Source organism: Thermosipho melanesiensis BI429 (assembly GCF_000016905.1).
GTDB classification, from domain to species: domain Bacteria; phylum Thermotogota; class Thermotogae; order Thermotogales; family Fervidobacteriaceae; genus Thermosipho; species Thermosipho melanesiensis.
The window spans coordinates 160,397-181,386 of the sequence record NC_009616.1 but is presented as its reverse complement, the minus strand read 5'-3'; the positions used below and the strand labels follow the sequence as shown (position 1 = coordinate 181,386).

Genomic DNA, 20,990 nt, shown 5'->3' with positions numbered 1-20,990 from the left:
TTAACCCTCCAATACTTTTTTTAAATATTTCCCGGTAATGGAGTTTTTTGATTTTGCAATTTCTTCTGGAATTCCTTGTGCGATGATATACCCACCATTTTCTCCACCTGTAGGTCCTAAATCTATAATGTAATCCGCAGTTTTTATTACATCCAAATTGTGTTCAATAACTATAACCGTGTTTCCTTTGTCTACGAGTTTATTTAAAACACTAATTAATTTTTTAACGTCTTCAAAATGTAATCCTACGGTGGGTTCATCTAATATATAAATGGTTTTTCCCGTTGCCTTCTTTTTTAATTCAGAAGCTAATTTTATCCTTTGGGCTTCTCCTCCAGAAAGCGTAGTTGCAGGTTGTCCAAGCTTTATATATGAAAGTCCTACGTCATTTAGTACTTTTAAAGTAGAATAAATATTTGGAATGTTTTTAAAAAATTCCAATGCCTCTTCCACAGTCATATCAAGTATATCGGCTATATTTTTTCCTTTATATGTTACTTCTAATGTTTCACTATTGTACCTTTTTCCTTTACAAACTTCACATTCTACAAAGACATCTGGTAGGAATAACATTTCAACTTTTATAATTCCTTGACCTTGACAGTGTTCACATCTTCCACCTTTAACGTTAAAACTAAACCTTCCTGGTTTGTATCCCCTGGCTTTTGCAAGTGGAGTCATTGCAAACAATTTCCTTATTTCATCAAATACCTTTGTGTATGTTGCAGGATTACTTCTAGGAGTTCTTCCAATAGGAGATTGATCTATAGCAATAACTTTATCAATAAATTCCAATCCTTCAATATCATCGTATTCTCCTATAGGAATTTTTGAATTGTGAAGTTTATTCATTAAAGCAGGATATAGCGTGTCGATTATAAGCGAGCTTTTTCCAGAACCAGAAACACCGGTAATACATAAAAATGTTCCAAGTGGAAATGATACAGTTAAATTTTTAAGATTGTTATGACGTACTCCTTTTAAAATTAAATAGTTTCCATTACCTTTTCTTCTTACCTTTGGAATTTCTATTTTTCGTTTACCTTTTAAATAATCAATGGTTAATGAAGTAGATGAGTCAATATTTTCTATTGGTCCTTGGTATACTATATTTCCGCCATTTATTCCAGCTTTAGGACCGATATCTATTAAATAATCAGCATTTCTAATTACGTCTTCATCATGTTCAACTACAATAACAGTATTTCCCAGATCTCTCAGTTTTTTCAAAGTTGAGATTAATCGTTCATTATCACTTTGGTGTAGCCCAATTGTCGGTTCATCGAGAACATAAGTAACACCTGTTAACCCAGAGCCAATTTGCGTTGCAAGCCTTATTCTTTGAGCTTCTCCCCCTGACAGTGTTTTTACGTTTCTTGAAAGAGTAATATACCCGAGTCCTACTTCATTTAAAAACAAAAGTCTTTTTTCCAGCTCTTCAATTAAATCTTTTACAATTTCCATTTTCTTTTCAGATAATTTTTCTTTTAGTAAAATGATAAATTCATGTTCTTTAGAGATGGGAAGTTCTGTAAAGTCGATAATGTTAATGCCATTGATTAGCACAGATAGAGCTTCTTTTCTAAGTCTTTTACCATTGCATTCGTGACATGTATTTTCCACAAAGAATTTATTTAATATCCATTGTCTTCCTTCTTCAGACGTTGCATATTCATATCTTTGCCTTACAATTGGAATTAATCCGTCAAAGAATGTTGTACCATAAAGTATAGCTTCTTGCGTATCCTCTGGGAGTTTTTTAAAAGGTGTTTTTTCATCTCCACCGTAAATTTTTAATATTTTTCTTATTCTTTGAGGGATCCACCCATCTTCTTTATGACCAATTAAAATTGCTTCAAGCACTGGTTTTTCAACATCAATTACTTTTTCTGGATCCACTTCCAATGTGAATCCCAGACCGTGACATCTATTACATGCACCATATGGACTGTTAAAAGAGAATAGTTTTGGATTTATTTCCGGCATGGATATTCCGCAAACTGGACACATCATCTTTTCAGAATAGATTTTTGTTATATCATCATCTATGTTTTTGACATATATAATTCCATTTCCTTCTTTTAGGGCAATTTCTATGGAGTCAAACAATCTATATCTTGTGTCTTTTGAATCATTTGCTTTTAGTCTATCGACTATTAAAAATATATTATGCCTTACATTTTTATTCAGTTCAGGAACATCTTCTAATCTATATACTTTGTTGTCAATTTCTACCCTTACGTACCCTTTTTTCATAAGCTCTTCGAATGTATCTTTAAATGTTCCTTTTTTTTCAATTGCAATAGGTGATTCAATATAGATTCTCTTATCTCTGAAATTTTTATATATATCTTCTACTATTTCATCAATACTCATTTTTTCTAACTTTCTTCCACATTTATAGCAATGAGGTTCACCAATTTTTGCGAACAACACACGTAAAAAGTCATAGATTTCCGTTATTGTACCAACGGTTGAACGTGGATTGTGTGAAACACTTTTTTGGTCAATTGCAATAGAAGGAGATAATCCTTCTATGCTTTCCACATCGGGTTTTTTGAGGTTTCCAATGAATTGTCTTGCATATGAAGATAAACTTTCAAGATACCTTCTTTGTCCTTCAATATATATGGTATCAAGTGCAAGGGAACTTTTTCCCGAACCTGACAAACCAGTAATTACTGTTAATTTATTTTTGGGTATTTTAACAGTAATGTTCTTTAAATTATGTACTTTTGCACCTTTAACAATAATATAGTCCATCATCTATTCTCCTTGTATATTTTTGTTTACATAGTCTGTAATTATTCTAACACATTGTTCTATATTGTGAAGAGACGTATTTACCACTAAATCATAATTGTCCGAAGGTTTATAAATTGAATCTACAAATTTTGAAAATTTGTCATTTCTCTTTATTATTTTAGAAGAGAGAAATATCTCAAAAAATTTTACAGGTGAATTTTTCTTTATTATCTTTCTTATTTCTTTTAGTGGCGATACAGATGGAACTATTACTATGAAGTGTTTTGAGAGAAGATATGAAATATTTGCAAGTATTAACATCCTTGATCTGAGGTCAATATTTAAATCTTTAAATATATTATATCCTTCAAGAATTATGGAATTTTGATAGTAATCTTTTAATTTTCTTGCAATTGAGGATTTTCCAGAACCACTTTTACCGGTAATCCATATTATAAAATTACTCATTTACTATCTCCTCAAGTTTTTTTGTTGCTTGGTTTATTTCTAGTTTATCAAGCAATACAAGCTTTAGTATATCCATGACATTTTTATGAAAATTAACATACTTTAAATCAAATGGTATTGGTTCTCCATATGTTTCATTGTCAAAAAATTTGTAGTATTTTTTTGAAAGTGTTTCTTTTAGATTGGGAGAGTTTAGTAATAACACTAGCCATTTTGTGAATGCTTCGTCTCCATCTTTTGTCGTAATGAAAACTTTGTAATCTTTAAATGGAATTAAGGGTTTAGGTAACGGCTTAACTATAAATTTATCTGAAAGAAGTTTTTTTAATGTAGGGTATAAGAATGTTCCTTGAAATAAAAATATAGCTTCTTCATTAGTAAATTGTGCAATTTGTGCTTGTTTATTTAGAAGGTCAAAAAAACCATCTTTGTACCAACTTTTAATTTTTGTCATGGCATTTTTTGTTATATTATCATCTAATTCAAAAAATTTACCTATTAATGGAATTTTTCCATATCCCATTAAAAAAGTTGAAAACCAATATGCACTAATAGGGTTAATTGCCATTTTTTTTCCCGTTTCTTTTAAGATTTTTTCGATTTCTTCCAGATCCCAATTTTTTATCATATCTGCATATTTTTTGTTTACATACACAACTTGTGTATCATAGTAGTAATTGTAAATATCACCTTTTACTATATTTAGTTCTTTGTATGTTGGATAATCAAAAGCACTAGCCATAATTACATCAGGAAGTTTTAGGTTTGTTTTACTTTGTGGTATGAGTTTTGATGAAATCTTTGGAACATTTAATACTTTAATGTCTACATTGTTTAACTTTTTGTAATTGTCTAAAAATTCTTTTATTTCTTCCATTCCTTCCCAAGAGATCCAAATTTCCCGATTTTTTTCTTCGAAATAGTCGGCATCAATTTCTATTTTTTCCACTTTTTCATTGTTAAAATAAAGATCCGATTTTTTCACTATTTGTGAGTAAATATTGGCCTTGTATTTACCATTTTCTGTGTATATAGTTATATTTTTAATAGTTTTAAATGGTTTAATTAGTTCTATGAGGTAATAAGTATTGTTGTAGTTTGAAAATGCAAAAATTTCTAAAAACAAGATTGCAAAAATAATGTACTTTCTCATAAAAACCCCCCTTTTAATAGTATTTTAGCTGGGAAAGATCCATTATTTTTACCAAAGTTGTTGTTACTAAGGTTAATATTAACAATATTACAATGCTTATTACTGCAAATATATTCCACTGAGGATAGTGATTGCTAAAAGTTCCAACGTAATTGTAAAGTAGCAGACTTAGTGGATATTTTTTTTCATCGTATAAAAATAAAAGTGGTGGTAGAAATGCGTTAAAACCGCTTAAAAAGGATAATAAGAACAAAGAAGATATTAGAGGAAAATTGTTCGCAAGTAATACTTTAAAGAAGAATTTGTTGTCCGAAAGTCCATCTAGTTTGGCTATGTAATAGAGTCCTTTTGGAAACGATTTAAAAGTATAGTAAGAGAGTAAAGTTAGAAAAGGTAGGTTTTTTGAAACAATTACTAATATTACAGATGTATAAGTGTTTAGGATATGTATTTTTGAAAAGATGTAAAAGATGAATATTAAAGAATGTAGTCCAAAAAATATCTTTGAAAAATTAAAAAATTCTAGAACTTTTTCTCCAATATGTAAGGAAAGAAGTTTAAAAGCAAAAAATGTGGAAAGAATAATACCACAAAATGCTGAAAATACGGAGATTATAATAGTATTTAAAAGTGCTTGGTAGAAGGTGGGATGAAATATTATTCTAAAATTTTCTAATGTAAAATTACCTTTTATATAAATACTTGGTGATGTGAAAAATGAAAGTGAAATTAGAATAATTAAAAATATAAAAATTGTAAAAAGCCAAAGGTATGTTAATAATTTATTTGAAAAGGTTATTTTGAAACTAACTTTTACCCTTTTTCTTAAAGAGTACATAATTGTAAGAATAATAATTGTAATTGTAAATATTGAACCGATATATGCTGAATCAATGTTTTGATAGAAAAATTTGTAGATAAGTACTTCTAAATTAGTAGTGGCTCCAATTACTCCTTTAAAAGTAATTCCTATTTTCATAGGAGCCCCACCTTCAAGTAATAACCAAGGTACTTGGAAATCCTTAAATGCTGAAATAAAGTTTAAAAATAATATAGAGGAAATTGCACCTTTTATATTTGGAATGACTATGTGGTTGTAATAAAGACTTATATTGTTTGAATCAAGTTGGAAGACTTCAAAATATTTTTTGTTTATATTTTGTATATGGGAATATATAAAAAATGTGGAAAAAGGAATTAAAAACCAAGAAGTAATAAAAACTGAGAAAAAAAATGAAAAAATAGGATTGGTGTTAAAAGAAGTATATTTTTCGAGAAAACTTCTAAAAATAGGAACACCAATGTACGGTGGGATTATCCAACCAATGATTAAAAAAGGGAAATAGATCTTTTTGAATATTTTTGCTGTGTATATAGAGATATAGGTTGAAAGAATACTTGAAAATAAGGCATATAACAGAGAAATAAAAAGGCTAAGATAGAAATATTTTGCCTTTAGGGTGGAGAGGAATATTTTTAGTGTAAACGAATTGTCGTATATGAGAGAAGATGAAAAACCGTAAATCAATGGCAATATATTTAAGAAAAATATAAATGCTAATACAATTATCATATCAGGAAAATTATAGCATTTTTTAGGTAGGAAAAACAAATTACTTTTGTTTTTCTAAATTATCAATCTGTTCTTTTATCTTTTTAGCTATATCATATTGTTCCTTTTCCAATGCTTTTATAAGTTTTTGTTTTAAGAAGTATACCTGTCTTTTTTGAATGTCATTTATCATTCTTTTTTTTGTAAATGAATCATGTTCAAAAAGTGCACTTTGAACGGCAAGTGGCATTAATGTGAGAATTTCTAGGTTATTTGCAATAAATCTTGTGGAATTTAAAGTTATTTCTTCTGCAAATTCCATATGAGCTGAAAGCAGTTCAACACCTGCTTTTGTAAATCTTACAGTATCAAATTTCAGGGTTTCTTTAAGGCACCTTTTGCAAAGTACAATTTCCTTTTTTGCAATATCTACATCTACCACTAGAAATATATCCGCGTTTTTTCCACATCTACTGCACTTTTTCATCTTTCCACCTCTTTTGCATTAAAGAGGCTCATTGCTTTGTCAATCCCTTCATTAACAATAGTTTTTAAAGCTTCATATGATAAGTTTAAAGCTTTGTTTACTATTTCGAGTTCCCTATTTGAAAATTCTCCCAGTACGAAATTTACCAAATCTTCATTATCAGGTAGAGGACCTATTCCTATCCTAATTCTATTAAAATCAGTCCCAAGATGCGAGATTATTGACTTAACTCCCTTATGACCACCATGTGAGCCTTTTTTTCTAATCCTTATTTTTCCAAGTGGTAAACTTACGTCATCGTACACTACTATTATATCACCAAAATCTTTGGGATTTATGTAATTAAATATTTCACCACTTAAATTCATGTATGTTAGCGGTTTTACTAAAAAAAGATTTTCTTTTATTGAAAATTCATAATTGTATTTCTTTCTCCAATTATTTGCTATTCTGTCTAAAAACATAAAACCCACGTTATGCCTTGTAAAGGCATAACGTGGACCAGGGTTTCCAAGACCAACAACTAATATTATTTTATTCTTCCTCCTTTTTACCTTTTTCTATTACTTCTGGTTCAACTTCCTCTTCACTTGTTGTTTCTTCTACTTCAATACCTCTTGGAATTGCTATAGTTACCAATGGTTCGTTTTCTGGAAGCTCTGCAGTCATTCCTGTTGGGAGTTTTAAATCAGATACGTGGAATGATTCACCAAGATCTAGATTACTAATATCTATCTCTAGCTTCTCTACAATAACAGAAGGAAGTGTTTCAACGGGGAGTTCATGGTGAATAATTTCAACAATACCACCCTTTTCTACGCCTTTTGGTTTTCCAATAAATTCAAGTGGTATATTGATATTCATAGTATGACCTTTTTCAGGTGCGTAGAAATCAATATGTTTTACTTCATCTGTTAATTTATCGTATTGAATGTTTTTAATGAATACATCGTGAGAGAATACCTCATTTCCTGTTTCATCTTTAACGGAAAGTGAAATAATGCTTGCTTCGGTTACTTCGTATAAAAGCTTGATTAAATTGGACTTTTTAATTGAAATAGAAAGTGGTTCAATATCAGGCCCATAAACTACACCGGGTATAAGTCCTTGTTTTCTCAATCTTCTAACAGCCCTTTTTTTTCCAACAACGTTTCTCGTCAGGGCCTCTAGCTTGTGTTGTGCCATACTAAAACCTCCTCTTTTTATTTTTATGGGTTTATTATTGCCTAAATAGTATACTTACAGATAAGTTTTTTCTCACCCTCATAATAGCTTCACCAAGCAGTGGTGCAAGTGATACTACGGAAAATTTATCTGGTAGATTGTTATGACTGATCGAATCGGAAATATATATTTTTTCAATTTCTGAATTTTGAATTCTTTCAATTGCACCATCAGAAAGTACGGGATGTGTGATACAAGCAATTACCCTTCTTGCACCATTCTCTTTTATAGCCTTTGCTGCTTTAACAAGAGAACGTGCTGTATCCGCAATATCGTCCACAATAATTGCCGTTTTATCTTTTACATCTCCTATTATATTCAAAATCTCTGCTTCATTATCCTTTGGCCTCCTTTTGTCCAATATTGCAAGAGGTCCGCCTAATCTTTCAGCAAATTGTCTTGCTCTTTTTACACCACCAACATCTGGTGATACAATTACATATTCATCATCTACTATTTTATCCCTTTTCAATTGTTTTGCAAATATAGGGAAACTCCATAAATTATCAAGTGGTATATCAAAAAATCCTTGTATCTGTTCAGAGTGCAAATCAACAGTCATAACTCTTGTAGCTCCAGCAGTGGTTAATAAATTTGCTACTAACTTTGCAGTTATAGGATCACGTCCTTTGGCTTTTCTGTCCTGTCTTGCATATCCATAGTATGGTATAACCACCGCTATACTGTTTGCCGATGCGCGTTTTAGTGCATCTATCATTATTAACAATTCCATTAGATTTTCGTTTACAGGGGGACAAGTTGGTTGAACGATAAAAGTATCGTGTCCTCTAACTGTTTCACCAATCTTTACGTTTATTTCACCGTCTGCAAATCTTCCAACTTCACAATTGGCAAGGCGTGTACCGATATATTCCGATACCTTTATTGCAAGTTCTTTATTGGCATTTCCTGAGAATATTTTCATCTCATTTTTTGTTATTTGCATTTTTTTGGCCCCCTTTTCTTAAAACCCAATTTTCTTTGTTAATTTGTTTTTGTCTTGCTATTGCAAGACTATTTTCCGGTACGTTGTTTGTAATGGTTGAACCAGCAGCAGTGATTGCATTTTTACCTATCTTTACAGGTGCAACAAGTGAGTTGTTGCTTCCAATAAACGCGTTGTCTTCAATGTAAGTCGGATGCTTGGTTTGCCCATCATAATTACAAGTAATTGTTCCCGCTCCTATATTTACGTTATTTCCAATTGTAGCATCTCCTAAGTATGTTAGATGTTGTGCTTTGCTATTTTTTCCTATACTTGACTTTTTTGTTTCTACAAAGTTTCCAATTTTTACATTTTCATCTAATGTCGTTCCTTCACGTAATCTTGCAAATGGACCTACTGATACATTATCTTCTATCACAGATTTTTCCACTTCTGATCTGTTTATTGTAACTTTATTCCCTATTTTAGACTCTTTTATTCGTGTCAAAGGTCCAATTACACAATCTTCCCCAATTTCTGTTTCACCTTCAATGAAAGTAAACGGGTAGATCAAAGTGTCTCTCCCTATTTTTACTTGTGGGTCTATATAAACAGCATTAGGGTCAATTATCCTTACCCCTTGGTTCATTAATTTTTCATTTATTTTCCTTCTTATCTTTTTTTCCAAATTTGCAAGTTGAATTCTGTTGTTTACACCAGTAATTTCGTCGACATCGTTCGTAGTAACTGTTGAGATGTTATCTGTAAATTTTAATATATCCGTTAAATAATATTCTTTCTGTGTGTTATTATTCTCTATCTTATTTATATTTTCAATTAAAAAGTTTCCTTTAATAATGTATATCCCTGTATTTATTTCTTTTATTTTTTTAACTTCTTCAGTTGCATCTTTATCTTCTATTATCCTTATTTTGCCATCTCTAACAATCCTACCATAACCGGTAGGATTTTCCAATATAGAGGTAAGTATAGTAACATCACTGTTACTTTTTACGTGCTCTTTTTCAAGTCTTTTTAATGTTTCATGTGAAATAAAAGGAACATCGCCATAAAGAATTAACAAATTATCATTTGGAGATACAAATTCTATGGCAGACATGACTGCATGTGCAGTACCTAATTGTTGGTTTTGCAAGTATATTTCAACGTCTTCAGGTATGACCTTTTTAACAAGTTCGTATTTATGTCCTAAAACAACTGCTACTTTACCAAAGTTTTTTGCAGTTTCAATTACCCAGTTAATCATTGGTTTGTTGAAAATTTTATGTATTACTTTTGGATATTTAGAATTCATTCTTTTGCCAAGACCCGCAGCCAAAATTAGGGTTTTCAATTTTTTTCACCCCTTTTCTTGAATTCTCTTAAAAATATGGGAATTATTAAAAATCCAAATAAATAGCCAAGGTTTCCATATTTTATGGTCCCAATCATTGAAATACCTATTCCAAGAAATGCAAAAAAAGGTAAACTCCACATAGGCTTTTTAAGTATATCATATATTATCGATGAAAATGTTGCAATTAATAGAAAAAGTAAACCAGATGGATTGTACCCACGGATTGTTGAAAAGAAAGAAAGTGCAATCATCAAAACAAAGGTTAAACTTAATAAGCTTTGTAATTTTGTATTGTCTCTTTTTAGATAGTACAATCCAAGGAATATAATTGAAAAGAATATGTAAGATTTTGTGAAAAAAAATAGTATGATAGATGTTGCAATAGAAAAGAGTAGAAACGACACGTTAGCACCTCCAAATAATAATGGGCCCAGCTATGGGCCCATTTTATTGTAGAAGCCTTATTTTCTGTTTTTTATTGTTGCTTGAGCAGCTGCAATTCTTGCAACAGGTACCCTGTATGGAGAACAACTTACGTAATCAAGACCAACTGCATCAAAAAAGAGGATAGATCTTGGATCTCCACCGTGTTCACCACAGACTCCAACTTTGAGATCTTTTCTTGCTGCCTTACCTTTTTCTGTACCCATTTTTACTAATTGTCCTACACCATTCCAATCAAGACTCTTAAATGGATCGTGTTCAAGTATACCTTTTTCAAGATATTCTGGTAAGAACTTTCCAACATCGTCACGGCTGAAACCAAAGGTCATTTGTGTTAGGTCGTTTGTTCCAAAGCTAAAGAATTCGGCCTCTTGAGCAATTTGGTCAGCAGTAATTGCAGCTCTTGGTATTTCAATCATTGTACCAACTTTATACGTAAGTTCAATACCTACTTCTTTTATTAATTGCTCTGCAGTTTCAACTACAACTTTTTTAACGTATTTTAATTCATTAATGTGTCCAACCAATGGAATCATTATTTCTGGAATTACGTCTATGTTTTCTTCTCTCTTTAGTTCAATAGCTGCACCAATTATTGCTTTTGTTTGCATTACGGCAATTTCAGGATATGTTATTGTAAGCCTACATCCTCTATGGCCGAGCATTGGGTTAAGTTCGTGGAGCTGTTCAACTACTGATTTTAACTCTTCAACTGTAATTCCAATTTGTTCCGCTACTTCTTTCATTTGTTCTTCTTCATGAGGTAAGAATTCGTGTAGTGGAGGATCTATAAGCCTGATGGTAACTGGTAAACCTTTCATTGTTCTAAATAGTCCTTTGAAGTCTTCTTTTTGAAGCGGTAATAGTTCTGCAAGTGCGGCTTCTCTTTGTTCTTTTGTCTTTGCGACAATCATTCTTCTAACTTTTGGTATTCTATCTTTTTCAAAAAACATATGTTCTGTTCTGCAAAGTCCAATACCTTCTGCTCCGAAATCTCTTGCGACTTTAGCATCTCTTGGAACATCTGCATTTGTTCTTACGCCTAATCTTCTTATTTCATCTGCCCAAGTGAGGAGTTCTGCGACCGGTCCTTCGAGGCCTTGTGGTTTTACCGTTTTTACCTTACCAAGGTAAACATTTCCGGTTGTTCCATCAATTGAAATCCATTCTCCTTCTTTTACAACTGTATCGTTGACTTTGAATTCCAATGTTTCTTCATCAACTAATATTTCTTCTGCACCAACAACTGCAGGTTTACCCATTCCTCTTGCAACAACAGCTGCGTGTGATGTCATTCCACCTCTTGCGGTTAATATACCTTCTGCGGCATTCATTCCGCCAACATCTTCTGGACTTGTTTCAGGTCTTACAAGTATAACTTGTTCTCCATCTTTTGCCATTTTTTCAGCCTTTGCTGCATCAAAATATACTTTTCCAGTAGCTGCACCTGGTGATGCTGGAAGTCCTTTTGCTATTACTTTTGCATTTTTAAGTTCGCTGTCATCAAATTTTGCGTGAAGTACTCTTTCAACATCTTCAGGTTTTACTCTCATTACTGCTGTTTCTTTATCAATTAACCCTTCGTGTACAAGATCAACTGCTATTTTGATAGCTGCTTGACTTGTTCTTTTTCCGTTTCTTGTTTGTAAGATGTAGAGTTTTCCTTTTTCGATTGTGAACTCTATATCTTGCATGTCTTTATAGTGTTTTTCTAATTTTTCCATTATTGAAAGAAGCTCGTTGTATACACTTTCGTTTATTTTCTTTAGTTCTTCTAGAGGAACAGGGGTTCTTATACCGGCAACAACATCTTCACCTTGTGCGTTTTGTAGGAATTCACCATATGGTTTCTTTTCCCCTGTATTTGGATTTCTTGTGAAACAGACGCCTGTACCACAGTCATCACCCATATTTCCAAATACCATGGTAACTATATTTACAGCTGTTCCAAGCAATTCTCCTTCTTTGATGTTGTTGATTTGTCTGTATTTAATTGCCCTTTCGTTCATCCATGAACCAAAGACTGCATCAATAGCTGCCCAAAGTTGTTTGTAGGTATCTTGCGGGAATTCTTTGCCATGTTTGTCATAGATCTTTTTGTAATCCTCAACGAGTGCTCTTAGGTCTTCAGCGTCAAGTTCAACGTCTAACTTTACACCTTTTGCTTCTTTTTTTGCTTCTAATGCTTTTTCGAATTCTGCATGTGGTATACCTAATGCAGTGTCTCCAAACATCTGTAAGAATCTTCTGTAGGCATCATATGCAAATCTTTCATTGTTTGTAAGTTTTGCAAGCCCTTTAACTGTTTCATCGTTTAAACCTAAGTTTAGAATGGTATCCATCATTCCAGGCATAGAGACAGCAGCACCTGATCTAACGGATACTAATAATGGTTTTTCGGGATCACCCAATTTTTTTTCTGTAACTTCTTCTAACTTTTTTAGAGCTTCATCTACTTGTGCTTTTAGATCTTCTGGATATGTTTTTCCGTGATCATAGTAAAATTTACAAACTTCTGTGGAAATAGTAAATCCTGGTGGTACTGGAATACCAATGTTTGTCATTTCGGCGAGATTAGCACCTTTTCCACCTAATATATCTTTCATGTCTGCTTGGCCTTCTGCCTTGCCGTTTGCAAAGAAATATACCCATTTCTTTGACATTCTTACACCTCCTTGAAAATTTAAGTTCATTTTTATTTTATCATATCGTTGAGGTTAATACGGTTAATATTTTATAATTATACTTTTCTATTTTGTAACAAAAAATAACGTAGAAGAATTTTTTTTGTAATAATGAGAAAACATGGTATAATATTGATGTTAACAAAGTTAGGTTAAGTTAATATATTTTGGAGGTAAAGTATGAAAAAAGAAGAGATGATGAAAATAATCATTGAAAGAATAAAAGAATGCAAAGCGTGTCCTTTGCATGAGAATAGAACCAATGTAGTTCCAGGTGAAGGAAATCTGGATAGTCCAATTGTTTTTGTTGGAGAAGGTCCAGGTGAAGAAGAAGACCTTCAAGGGAGACCATTTGTTGGTAGAGCTGGTCAATTATTAACGAAAATTTTGGAATCTGTGAATATAAAAAGGGAGGATGTTTATATAACTAACATTGTTAAATGTAGACCTCCGAATAATAGGACGCCTACCAAAGAAGAAGCGAGTATATGTTCGCACTTTTTATTTGCACAACTTGAAATTATTAATCCAAAGATGATTGTTACTTTGGGAAAACCTGCTTTGGAGCTTTTTTTGGGAAGAACTGTTGCAATTACAAAAGTTAGAGGCAATGAATTTAAATGGAGAGGTGGTATTATTGTGTTTCCTATGTTTCATCCAAGCTATTTGCTAAGGAATCCTTCTAAAGCAAAGGGTTCTCCTAAAGATCTTACGTGGCAGGATATAAAGAGAGTTAGAAAATATTATGATCAATTTTTAAAGGAGAGGAAAAATGACGGTTAAAAAGCTAACTCCTACACTTGAGAATTACCTTGTAACAATTTATAAATTATCAAAGAAAAATGGTTTTACAAGGATTTCCGAAGTTGCTAATTTTAAAAAAGTTAGTTATCCTAGTGTTACAACTGCCGTGAGAAAATTAACGAAGTTAGGTTATGTTGAACATGAAAGGTATGGGTTTATAAAACTTACAAATAAAGGAAGAAGGATTGCGATTACCATTCACAACGGAGAATTGAGGGTTAAGTATTTCTTTATGTATGTAATAGGTTTTCCAGAAAGCAGAGCACAACAAGTTGCTAAGCTTATGATATATGGTTTAGATAATGAAACAAGAAAACAATTAAGACGTTTTTATGCGTTGATGATTGATTTTGATGAATCAAAGGCAAAAAAACTTGTAGAATTTTTAAAAGAACAAAGGAAAAAATTGGGAGTAAAAGAGGTACCAAAAGAAGCGTTGAAATTGAAATTGAGGTTAAAGGAGGATAACTGATGAAGACATTGGTAACGGGCGGTGCAGGGTTTATAGGATCGCATGTTGTGGATAAATTAGTCCAAAATGGCTTTGAAGTGGTTGTTCTTGATAATCTATCAAAAGGAAAAAAGGAAAATGTAAATGAAAAAGCAAAACTTATAGTTGGAGATATTAAAGATAAGAAGGCAATGGAAGAGTTGTTTGAAAATGAAAATTTCGATTATGTATTTCATCTTGCTGCACAGGCTAGCGTTTCAGTCTCTGTAAAGGATCCTGTGGAAGATGCAAACGTAAATATAATTGGAAGTTTGAATTTAATAAATCTTTCGATAAAGCATGGTGTAAAAAAATTTATCTTTTCTTCAACGGGTGGTGCAATTTATGGTGATGATGTAGAAATATATCCAACTCCGGAAAGTGTTTGCCCCAAGCCTATCTCACCTTATGGTATTGCGAAACTTTCCGTTGAAAACTACTTAAGATTTGCGAAAAGAGAATTTAACCTTGATTACACCGTATTACGTTATGCAAATGTCTATGGACCAAGACAAGATCCATTTGGAGAAGCAGGTGTGATAGCAATATTTATTTCTCGTATGTTAAATGGTGATGATATAGTCATTAACGGTGATGGGGGGTATGTTAGGGATTATGTATATGTAGAGGATGTTGCTAATGCAAATTTAAGAGCTTTAAAATCTGGAAGTGGATTGGAGATAAATATTGGTACATCTGTTGGAACAAGTGTAAATCAGCTTTTTGGATATTTAAAGAAAATTATTCGATATGATAAGGAGCCAATTTATGGTCCACCTAGGAAAGGTGATATTAGAAAAAGTATTTTGTGTTATACGAGGGCTCTTGAGGAGTTAAGGTGGAAACCTACTGTGGATATTGAAAAGGGGTTGAGGCTAACCGTTGAGTGGTTTAAGCGAAATTTTAAGACCTAAGGGTTTTGAAGAGTTTATTGGTCAGGAACATTTGTTTGGTGAAAAAGGATTGATAAGGCTAGCTATTGAGAGTGGAAATTTATTTTCTGCAGTATTTTATGGACCACCTGGTTGTGGGAAAACTTCTACTTTGGAGATAATAAGGAAAAAGACAGATTTTGAAATTTATCATTTTAACGCTGCTGTGACTTCTACAATTGATGTGAAAAAGGTATTAGATTATGCGCAAAAAGTAAAGGGATTAAAAAAGATGCTGATTTTTGTTGATGAAATTCATAGGTTTAATAAAAAACAACAGGATATATTTCTCCCCGGAATAGAACGGGGAGATTATATATTTATTGGTGCAACCACTGAAAATCCCTTTAAGATGATAAATCCCGCGTTGTTGTCAAGGATAAAGGTTATTGCTTTTAAAAAGTTAAAGGTTTTTGAAATAAAAAAGCTTTTAGAGAGGGCAATTTCAGTAAAAAACATAGATGTAATGGAAAGTGTTATGGATTTTATTACAAGGATTTCAGATGGTGATGCAAGATTTGCAATAAATATTTACGATGTGTTGAGTGATATGGCAAAAGCACTTGGTAAAGAAATAGTTGACGATGAAATCGTTACATTATACGGTGGCGAAGTGAAAATGGTTTATACTAGCAAAGAACATTATGAACTTGCATCTGCTTTTATAAAAAGCATTAGGGGAAGTGATCCCGACGCGGCGTTGTACTATATGGCAAGAATGTTAGAAGTGGGAGAAGATCCAAGATTTATTGCAAGAAGGTTGGCGATTTTGGCTAGTGAGGATGTAGGACTTGCGGATCCCATGGCAATTTTAATAGCAATTGCAACAGCACAAGCAGTGGAACTGGTTGGACTTCCAGAGTGTGTTTTAAACCTTTCTGAATGTGTTATATACTTGTCATTAGCACCAAAGAGCAATTCATCTACTTTAGCTATTTCAAAAGCAATCGAATCTGCAAGAGAGACGATGAATTTGTCTGTACCTTTCAATTTACTAAATGTAAAAGATAGTGGATACAAAAATCCACATCATTATGGTGGTTTTTTGAAAAAAAGTTACCTTCCAAAAGGAATTTCAGATAAAGTGTTTTACATTCCAAAAGAGATTGGTAAAGAAAAAAGATTAAAGGAAATTTTGGAAAAATTGTGGGAAGGGGTGAAGGAGTATGGAAATAAAGATTAATAATGTGACTGTAAGATTGATAAATGATGATATCACAGAACAACATGTTGATGCAATTGTAAATGCTGCAAATTCAAGTTTGAAACATGGTGGCGGTGTAGCAGGAGCAATTTTGAAAAAAGGAGGATATATCATTCAAGAAGAAAGTGATGAATACGTACAAAAACATGGGCCAGTTCCTACGGGCGGTGTTACGGTAACAACTGCCGGTAATTTAAATGCAAAGTATATAATACATGCTGTTGGTCCGGTATGGCGTGGAGGAGAAAATAATGAAGAGGAAAAACTAAGGAGTGCAATATGGAATAGTTTAAAAACAGCATGTAAACTAAATATCAAAACCATAGCCTTTCCAGCTATAAGTAGTGGTATTTTTGGTTTTCCAGTAGATAGATGCGCTAAGATTTTTAAAGAAGTAATTAGCAAGTTTACCAGCAAAGAACGTTGTCTAGATGAAATAAGGATTGTGAATATAGATAGTTATGTTCATGAAGTATTTGTAAAGGAGTTTTCATGTGATTAATTTAATTAAAGCGCTATTTTTGGAGTCTTTTAGGAATAAGATCTCTTTTTTCTCCAGCATACTGTTACCTGTTATATTCTTTTTAATATTTGCTTTTGTGTTTTCAGATGAGGTAAATGTAACATTTGCCTATTTTTGTAATAATAGGTTAGATATACCTGGTGTTTATTTTGAAGATAAAGAAAAGTTATTAAAAGAAAAGGATAAATATAGTGCTGTAGCTATTATTGAAGATGAGATAGTTGTTTATAAAAATTATGATGACTATACCGTGGATTTATGGATTAATGATATAAAACAAAAGGTTGCTACAACAATAGATGTGTTAAGAATAAACGAGAAAGAATTAGATTATATAAAGTTAAGTGAAAAAGAAAGAATTTATTTAGGATCTTTTGTTTTATCTTTAATTTCTATAGGTATGTTTTCATCTGTAAATCTATTTGAAAGATATAGAAATTTTGGGGTTATAAAAAGATTTAAGTTACTACCGTTAAGTGCCTTTCAGTTTATATTTTCATTTTCAATATCACAATTTATCGTAAGCTTTTTTTCGTTTGTAATAGTTCGTTTAATTGGATTAGTTGTATTTTCGATAGATTTAAAGGTAAATTATTTTTATTTTTTACTTTCTTTTGTTTCCGCTGTAATAGGAATGCTAGGTATTGGAAGTTTTTTAAGTGTAGTTTTTAAAAAATCAGCAAGTTCAATTGCGCAATTTTTGTATACAATATTTGTGTTTTTTTCTGGTGTTTATTTTCCATTAAATTTTTTGCCTGATTTTTTAAAAAGAATTACGTATTTTCTACCTGTAAAGTATATTAATGAAAATTTCCAGTATTCAATTTTTAGGTTATTTTCATTTGAGAGGTTTTTACTGCAAAATTTATTTTTGTTAAGCTTTGGGATCATTTTCCTGTATGTTGGGGGAAAGATACTTTTTTCCAAAGAAGAGTGGGTGAAAAAATGATTAAGGTGATAAACTTAAGAAAGAAATACGGGGATTTTGAAGCGTTGAAAGGGATAAGTTTTGAAGTTGAAAAGGGAGTAATTTTTTCTTTTTTAGGTCCAAATGGCGCGGGGAAAACAACTACTATTGAGATATTGGAAGGGTTAAGGAAAAAAACCTCTGGGGAAATTTATTTTTTTGGAAAAAAGGTTGAAAAAGTGGGAAAAGAATTAAAAGAAAAAATTGGGGTGCTTTTGCAAAGAACAGAGTTATTTAGAGAACTTACAGTTATTGAAACATTGTCACTTTTTAGAAGTTTTTACGAGAAAGGTTACAATCCAGAAGAAGTATTAGAGATTGTTGGATTAGAGGAAAAGAAAAAAAGTAGGGTAAGAAATCTTTCAGGTGGACAATTTCAGAGACTTTGTTTTGGACTTTCTATTATAAATGATCCTAAGATTTTGTTTTTAGATGAACCCACTACAGGTTTAGATCCTCAAGCAAGAAGACATATTTGGGATTTGATTTTGAAGTTTAAAAGAGAGGGAAAAACAATATTTTTAACTACGCATTATATGGAAGAAGCACAAAATTTATCGGATATGGTTTGTATTATAGATAATGGCAAAATTGTCGCCCAAGGTTCTCCAGATGAGTTAATTAGGAATTCAGGATTAAATTCGATTATTGAAATAGAAGGTGAGTATGATTTTGGAGAAGTAGTTGAAGGAAAGACAATTATAGAAACGTCAAATGTAATGGAAGAAATAAATAAATTATTAAATATAGGTATTGAAAACTTTACTGTAAGACATCCAACATTAGAAGATGTATTTTTAAAACTTACTGGTAGAGGATTGAGGGATTGATATGTTCAAATATTTGTTAAAATTAGAACTTTTAAGGTCACGTGAAGCAACCTTTTGGTTTATTGTTTTTCCCATTTTACTTTCTTTATTACTTACATCTATTTTTGGAAATATAAAGGAAAGGGTTAAATTTAGAATAGGGGTTATTGGAAAAAGTTCTATTTTGGAAAGTTTCAAGGAATATTTTGAGATAATAGAGATAAAAAATTTAGATGAATTTTTAGAAAAAAATTTGGATATTGTAGTTGTTTTGCCACAAGATTTTGATGTGAAGGTACAAAAGGCAATTTTTTTGCAAAGAACTAAATTATTTAAGCCAGTGGATGTAGATGTATATTATGTTCCAGGTGATATGGGTTCAAAAATAGCAAAATCAGTTTTTGTTAGTGTACTTTCTGGTGTTGGTAACATAAAAAAACAGAAAATAGAAATTATAGAAAAAAATCAAAAGGGAAGGTACCAAGATTTTTTGTATGGTGCAATAATAGTGATGAATATAATGTCTGTAACGTTTTTTGGGTATATGACAAGTATTTCATATTATAAACGAAATGGTCTTTTGAAAAGATTGTCTGTAACACCGTACAACCACTTTTATTTGACATTTACATTTGTTTCTTTTGTACAGATTTTAATTTCTTGTGCAATATTTTCTGTATTTGATTTTTTGGTGTATAAGGTTGATGTTTTGGATGCAAATATATTATTTTATATTTTGTATGGAAGCCTTGTATTTTTGTCGTTTGGTTACATGTTAACAAGGGTTATTAGAAATCCAGAAACAAGTGTTGTCTTGGGAAATATATTTTTTCAAGTCTTTATGTTTGCAGGAGGATTTTATTTTGATGTAAGAAATGCTGGAGTTATATCTGTTATTTCAAAAATAATCCCATCTACCTATTTGGTAGATGGGATACGTTTTTCTTTTGGATATTCCGTATATAAAAATCACATTTTGGTACCTTTTATTTGGCTTTTAGGTTCTATAGTATTGAGTGTTGTTCTAGATAACAAATAATCCTTTTTCCATTAATTTAATTTTTTCATTACCCTTTACACCCCAAACGTTTATTTCCTCATTTCCTATCATAAAATCTACATGGGTAAGGCTGGTGTTTATCCCCGCTTTTAATAATTCTTTTTCAGATAACTTTTCTCCATTTTTTATACAATTTGGATATGCCCTTCCAAACGCGAAATGAGATGCTGCATTTTCGTCAAACAGTGTGTTGAAAAATACCGTTTTCATTTTGTATATAGGTGATTCAACTGAAACTAATGCAACTTCTCCCAATCTTTTTGCTCCTTTATCTGTGTTGAGAATAGTTTCAAGTATTTCTTTTCCTACTTCTGCTTCATATTTGATTATTTCCCCGTCTTTGAATGTTAGTTTGAATTTATCAATAATGTTTCCACCGTACACTAATGGAAGGCTATTTGAAACTGTGCCGTTTATTTTTTCTCTATGTGGAGCGGTGAAAACCTCTTCTGTGGGGATGTTTGGGACAAATGTAATCCCTTGTGAATTTTTTTGACTTCCAGATATCCATACATGATCTTTGGGAAGTCCAACTTGTAAATCTGTTCCAGGACCTTCATAAATGAGGTAATCAAATTGTCTTTCATTTAGGAAATCTGTTATGCGATTTAATTGTTTAATGTGTTTTTTCCAATTTTCTATGGGGTTACCTTCTATTCTACTTGCCTTTAAAATATAACTTAAAAGTTTTTCAGTATCTTCTTCTCCTATTACCTTTTTTGCCCATTTTTTTGATGGGTATGCCACAACACACCAGCTGATTTCATTTGTCATCATCCTTTTCATTATATCCTTATTTGCAAGGTTAGCAGTCTTTGTAAAAATGCCAATTCTGTCTGGCGGAACATCTTTTAATGCATCTGGGTCTGCTCCAGTAATACTTAAAACTGCACCTTTTTTATCTAAAAGGTATTCAGAAGCTTTTATTTCCCATTCAGGATACTCTTTTAACGCGTCAATTGATGCTTTTTTCAGACGATGTTTTGTGACGACCTCATCATTCCATTTTACATAAACATCGTATGCTCCAAGTTCAAAAGCGACATCCACAACCTCTTCTACAAATTCTTTTGCATCAATTGGAGCTTTAACGAATAATATTTGATTTTTTTGAAGATTAAGTCCTATTTGAAGTGCTACCGTTGCGTATTTTCTAAGCATC

Annotated in this window: 20 protein-coding genes; 8 read left to right on the top strand and 12 right to left on the bottom strand. The window is 31.7% G+C overall.

The window, feature by feature from the left end; translation table 11 throughout:
- From uvrA to ppdK, 11 genes are read right to left on the bottom strand one after another with little or no spacing between them, the layout of a single operon-like run.
- Nucleotides 1-2,763: an excinuclease ABC subunit UvrA gene (uvrA, locus tag TMEL_RS00900; RefSeq protein WP_041425879.1), complete on the bottom strand. Its 2,763-nt coding sequence runs from the start codon at nucleotides 2,761-2,763 to the stop codon at nucleotides 1-3.
- A gap of 3 nt (nucleotides 2,764-2,766) precedes the next feature.
- Nucleotides 2,767-3,213, bottom strand: coding sequence for an adenylyl-sulfate kinase (locus TMEL_RS00895; protein WP_012056405.1), 447 nt, complete (start codon nucleotides 3,211-3,213; stop codon nucleotides 2,767-2,769).
- On the bottom strand, nucleotides 3,206-4,366 hold the full coding sequence (locus tag TMEL_RS00890; RefSeq protein ID WP_012056404.1) for a type 2 periplasmic-binding domain-containing protein: 1,161 nt from the start codon (nucleotides 4,364-4,366) through the stop codon (nucleotides 3,206-3,208). The genes TMEL_RS00895 and TMEL_RS00890 overlap by 8 nt, the downstream gene beginning before the upstream one ends.
- Before the next feature lie 13 nt (nucleotides 4,367-4,379).
- A complete protein-coding gene (locus TMEL_RS10715; protein WP_012056403.1) occupies nucleotides 4,380-5,939 on the bottom strand; it encodes an ABC transporter permease subunit in 1,560 nt (519 codons plus the stop codon).
- A 40-nt stretch (nucleotides 5,940-5,979) separates the two neighbouring features.
- Nucleotides 5,980-6,405, bottom strand: a complete 426-nt coding sequence (locus tag TMEL_RS00880; RefSeq protein ID WP_012056402.1) for a hypothetical protein — start codon at nucleotides 6,403-6,405, stop codon at nucleotides 5,980-5,982.
- Nucleotides 6,402-6,935 carry an aminoacyl-tRNA hydrolase gene (gene pth, locus TMEL_RS00875; protein ID WP_041425876.1) on the bottom strand — a complete coding sequence of 178 codons (534 nt, stop codon included), beginning with the start codon at nucleotides 6,933-6,935 and terminating at the stop codon, nucleotides 6,402-6,404. The genes TMEL_RS00880 and pth overlap by 4 nt, the downstream gene beginning before the upstream one ends.
- 4 nt (nucleotides 6,936-6,939) lie before the next feature.
- Nucleotides 6,940-7,590: a 50S ribosomal protein L25 gene (locus TMEL_RS00870; RefSeq protein WP_012056400.1), complete on the bottom strand. Its 651-nt coding sequence runs from the start codon at nucleotides 7,588-7,590 to the stop codon at nucleotides 6,940-6,942.
- 34 nt (nucleotides 7,591-7,624) lie between these two features.
- Nucleotides 7,625-8,575, bottom strand: a complete 951-nt coding sequence (locus TMEL_RS00865; RefSeq protein ID WP_012056399.1) for a ribose-phosphate pyrophosphokinase — start codon at nucleotides 8,573-8,575, stop codon at nucleotides 7,625-7,627.
- Nucleotides 8,556-9,908, bottom strand: coding sequence for a bifunctional UDP-N-acetylglucosamine diphosphorylase/glucosamine-1-phosphate N-acetyltransferase GlmU (gene glmU, locus TMEL_RS00860; protein ID WP_012056398.1), 1,353 nt, complete (start codon nucleotides 9,906-9,908; stop codon nucleotides 8,556-8,558). The genes TMEL_RS00865 and glmU overlap by 20 nt, the downstream gene beginning before the upstream one ends.
- Nucleotides 9,905-10,315: a hypothetical protein gene (locus TMEL_RS00855; RefSeq protein WP_012056397.1), complete on the bottom strand. Its 411-nt coding sequence runs from the start codon at nucleotides 10,313-10,315 to the stop codon at nucleotides 9,905-9,907. The genes glmU and TMEL_RS00855 overlap by 4 nt, the downstream gene beginning before the upstream one ends.
- A 57-nt stretch (nucleotides 10,316-10,372) precedes the next feature.
- Nucleotides 10,373-13,018 carry a pyruvate, phosphate dikinase gene (ppdK, locus tag TMEL_RS00850; RefSeq protein WP_012056396.1) on the bottom strand — a complete coding sequence of 882 codons (2,646 nt, stop codon included), beginning with the start codon at nucleotides 13,016-13,018 and terminating at the stop codon, nucleotides 10,373-10,375.
- Nucleotides 13,019-13,219: 201 nt separating this feature from the next.
- Here ppdK and TMEL_RS00845 point away from each other — a divergent pair, with 201 nt between their 5' ends.
- From TMEL_RS00845 to TMEL_RS00810, 8 genes are read left to right on the top strand one after another with little or no spacing between them, the layout of a single operon-like run.
- On the top strand, nucleotides 13,220-13,822 hold the full coding sequence (locus tag TMEL_RS00845) for a uracil-DNA glycosylase (protein ID WP_012056395.1): 603 nt from the start codon (nucleotides 13,220-13,222) through the stop codon (nucleotides 13,820-13,822).
- Nucleotides 13,812-14,315 (top strand): metal-dependent transcriptional regulator, encoded by a 504-nt coding sequence (locus tag TMEL_RS00840; RefSeq protein ID WP_012056394.1) that lies wholly within the window; start codon nucleotides 13,812-13,814, stop codon nucleotides 14,313-14,315. Before TMEL_RS00845 ends, TMEL_RS00840 begins: the two co-directional genes overlap by 11 nt.
- Nucleotides 14,315-15,247, top strand: a complete 933-nt coding sequence (locus TMEL_RS00835) for an SDR family NAD(P)-dependent oxidoreductase (RefSeq protein ID WP_012056393.1) — start codon at nucleotides 14,315-14,317, stop codon at nucleotides 15,245-15,247. The genes TMEL_RS00840 and TMEL_RS00835 overlap by 1 nt, the downstream gene beginning before the upstream one ends.
- Nucleotides 15,216-16,448 carry a replication-associated recombination protein A gene (locus TMEL_RS00830; RefSeq protein WP_012056392.1) on the top strand — a complete coding sequence of 411 codons (1,233 nt, stop codon included), beginning with the start codon at nucleotides 15,216-15,218 and terminating at the stop codon, nucleotides 16,446-16,448. The genes TMEL_RS00835 and TMEL_RS00830 overlap by 32 nt, the downstream gene beginning before the upstream one ends.
- Nucleotides 16,432-16,971 carry a macro domain-containing protein gene (locus TMEL_RS10425; protein ID WP_012056391.1) on the top strand — a complete coding sequence of 180 codons (540 nt, stop codon included), beginning with the start codon at nucleotides 16,432-16,434 and terminating at the stop codon, nucleotides 16,969-16,971. Before TMEL_RS00830 ends, TMEL_RS10425 begins: the two co-directional genes overlap by 17 nt.
- Nucleotides 16,964-17,941, top strand: a complete 978-nt coding sequence (locus tag TMEL_RS00820; protein WP_012056390.1) for an ABC transporter permease — start codon at nucleotides 16,964-16,966, stop codon at nucleotides 17,939-17,941. The genes TMEL_RS10425 and TMEL_RS00820 overlap by 8 nt, the downstream gene beginning before the upstream one ends.
- On the top strand, nucleotides 17,938-18,789 hold the full coding sequence (locus TMEL_RS00815; protein ID WP_012056389.1) for an ABC transporter ATP-binding protein: 852 nt from the start codon (nucleotides 17,938-17,940) through the stop codon (nucleotides 18,787-18,789). Before TMEL_RS00820 ends, TMEL_RS00815 begins: the two co-directional genes overlap by 4 nt.
- Nucleotide 18,790: 1 nt before the next feature.
- Nucleotides 18,791-19,807: an ABC transporter permease gene (locus TMEL_RS00810; RefSeq protein ID WP_012056388.1), complete on the top strand. Its 1,017-nt coding sequence runs from the start codon at nucleotides 18,791-18,793 to the stop codon at nucleotides 19,805-19,807.
- On the opposite strand, the gene TMEL_RS00805 is transcribed toward TMEL_RS00810, so the two are convergent.
- Complete coding sequence (locus TMEL_RS00805) at nucleotides 19,793-20,989, bottom strand: aminopeptidase (protein ID WP_012056387.1); 1,197 nt, start codon at nucleotides 20,987-20,989, stop codon at nucleotides 19,793-19,795. The genes TMEL_RS00810 and TMEL_RS00805 overlap by 15 nt on opposite strands.
- Nucleotide 20,990: the final 1 nt, after the last annotated feature.

What these genes read in the sequence shown, in the direction of transcription:
- uvrA (WP_041425879.1), bottom strand. Translation starts at nt 2,763, where the DNA reads ATGGACTATATTATTGTTAAAGGTGCAAAAGTACATAATTTAAAGAAC.
- TMEL_RS00895 (WP_012056405.1), bottom strand. Translation starts at nt 3,213, where the DNA reads ATGAGTAATTTTATAATATGGATTACCGGTAAAAGTGGTTCTGGAAAA.
- TMEL_RS00890 (WP_012056404.1), bottom strand. Translation starts at nt 4,366, where the DNA reads ATGAGAAAGTACATTATTTTTGCAATCTTGTTTTTAGAAATTTTTGCA.
- TMEL_RS10715 (WP_012056403.1), bottom strand. Translation starts at nt 5,939, where the DNA reads ATGATAATTGTATTAGCATTTATATTTTTCTTAAATATATTGCCATTG.
- TMEL_RS00880 (WP_012056402.1), bottom strand. Translation starts at nt 6,405, where the DNA reads ATGAAAAAGTGCAGTAGATGTGGAAAAAACGCGGATATATTTCTAGTG.
- TMEL_RS00870 (WP_012056400.1), bottom strand. Translation starts at nt 7,590, where the DNA reads ATGGCACAACACAAGCTAGAGGCCCTGACGAGAAACGTTGTTGGAAAA.
- TMEL_RS00865 (WP_012056399.1), bottom strand. Translation starts at nt 8,575, where the DNA reads ATGCAAATAACAAAAAATGAGATGAAAATATTCTCAGGAAATGCCAAT.
- ppdK (WP_012056396.1), bottom strand. Translation starts at nt 13,018, where the DNA reads ATGTCAAAGAAATGGGTATATTTCTTTGCAAACGGCAAGGCAGAAGGC.
- TMEL_RS00845 (WP_012056395.1), top strand. Translation starts at nt 13,220, where the DNA reads ATGAAAAAAGAAGAGATGATGAAAATAATCATTGAAAGAATAAAAGAA.
- TMEL_RS00840 (WP_012056394.1), top strand. Translation starts at nt 13,812, where the DNA reads ATGACGGTTAAAAAGCTAACTCCTACACTTGAGAATTACCTTGTAACA.
- TMEL_RS00835 (WP_012056393.1), top strand. Translation starts at nt 14,315, where the DNA reads ATGAAGACATTGGTAACGGGCGGTGCAGGGTTTATAGGATCGCATGTT.
- TMEL_RS10425 (WP_012056391.1), top strand. Translation starts at nt 16,432, where the DNA reads ATGGAAATAAAGATTAATAATGTGACTGTAAGATTGATAAATGATGAT.
- TMEL_RS00815 (WP_012056389.1), top strand. Translation starts at nt 17,938, where the DNA reads ATGATTAAGGTGATAAACTTAAGAAAGAAATACGGGGATTTTGAAGCG.
- TMEL_RS00810 (WP_012056388.1), top strand. Translation starts at nt 18,791, where the DNA reads ATGTTCAAATATTTGTTAAAATTAGAACTTTTAAGGTCACGTGAAGCA.
- TMEL_RS00805 (WP_012056387.1), bottom strand. Translation starts at nt 20,989, where the DNA reads ATGCTTAGAAAATACGCAACGGTAGCACTTCAAATAGGACTTAATCTT.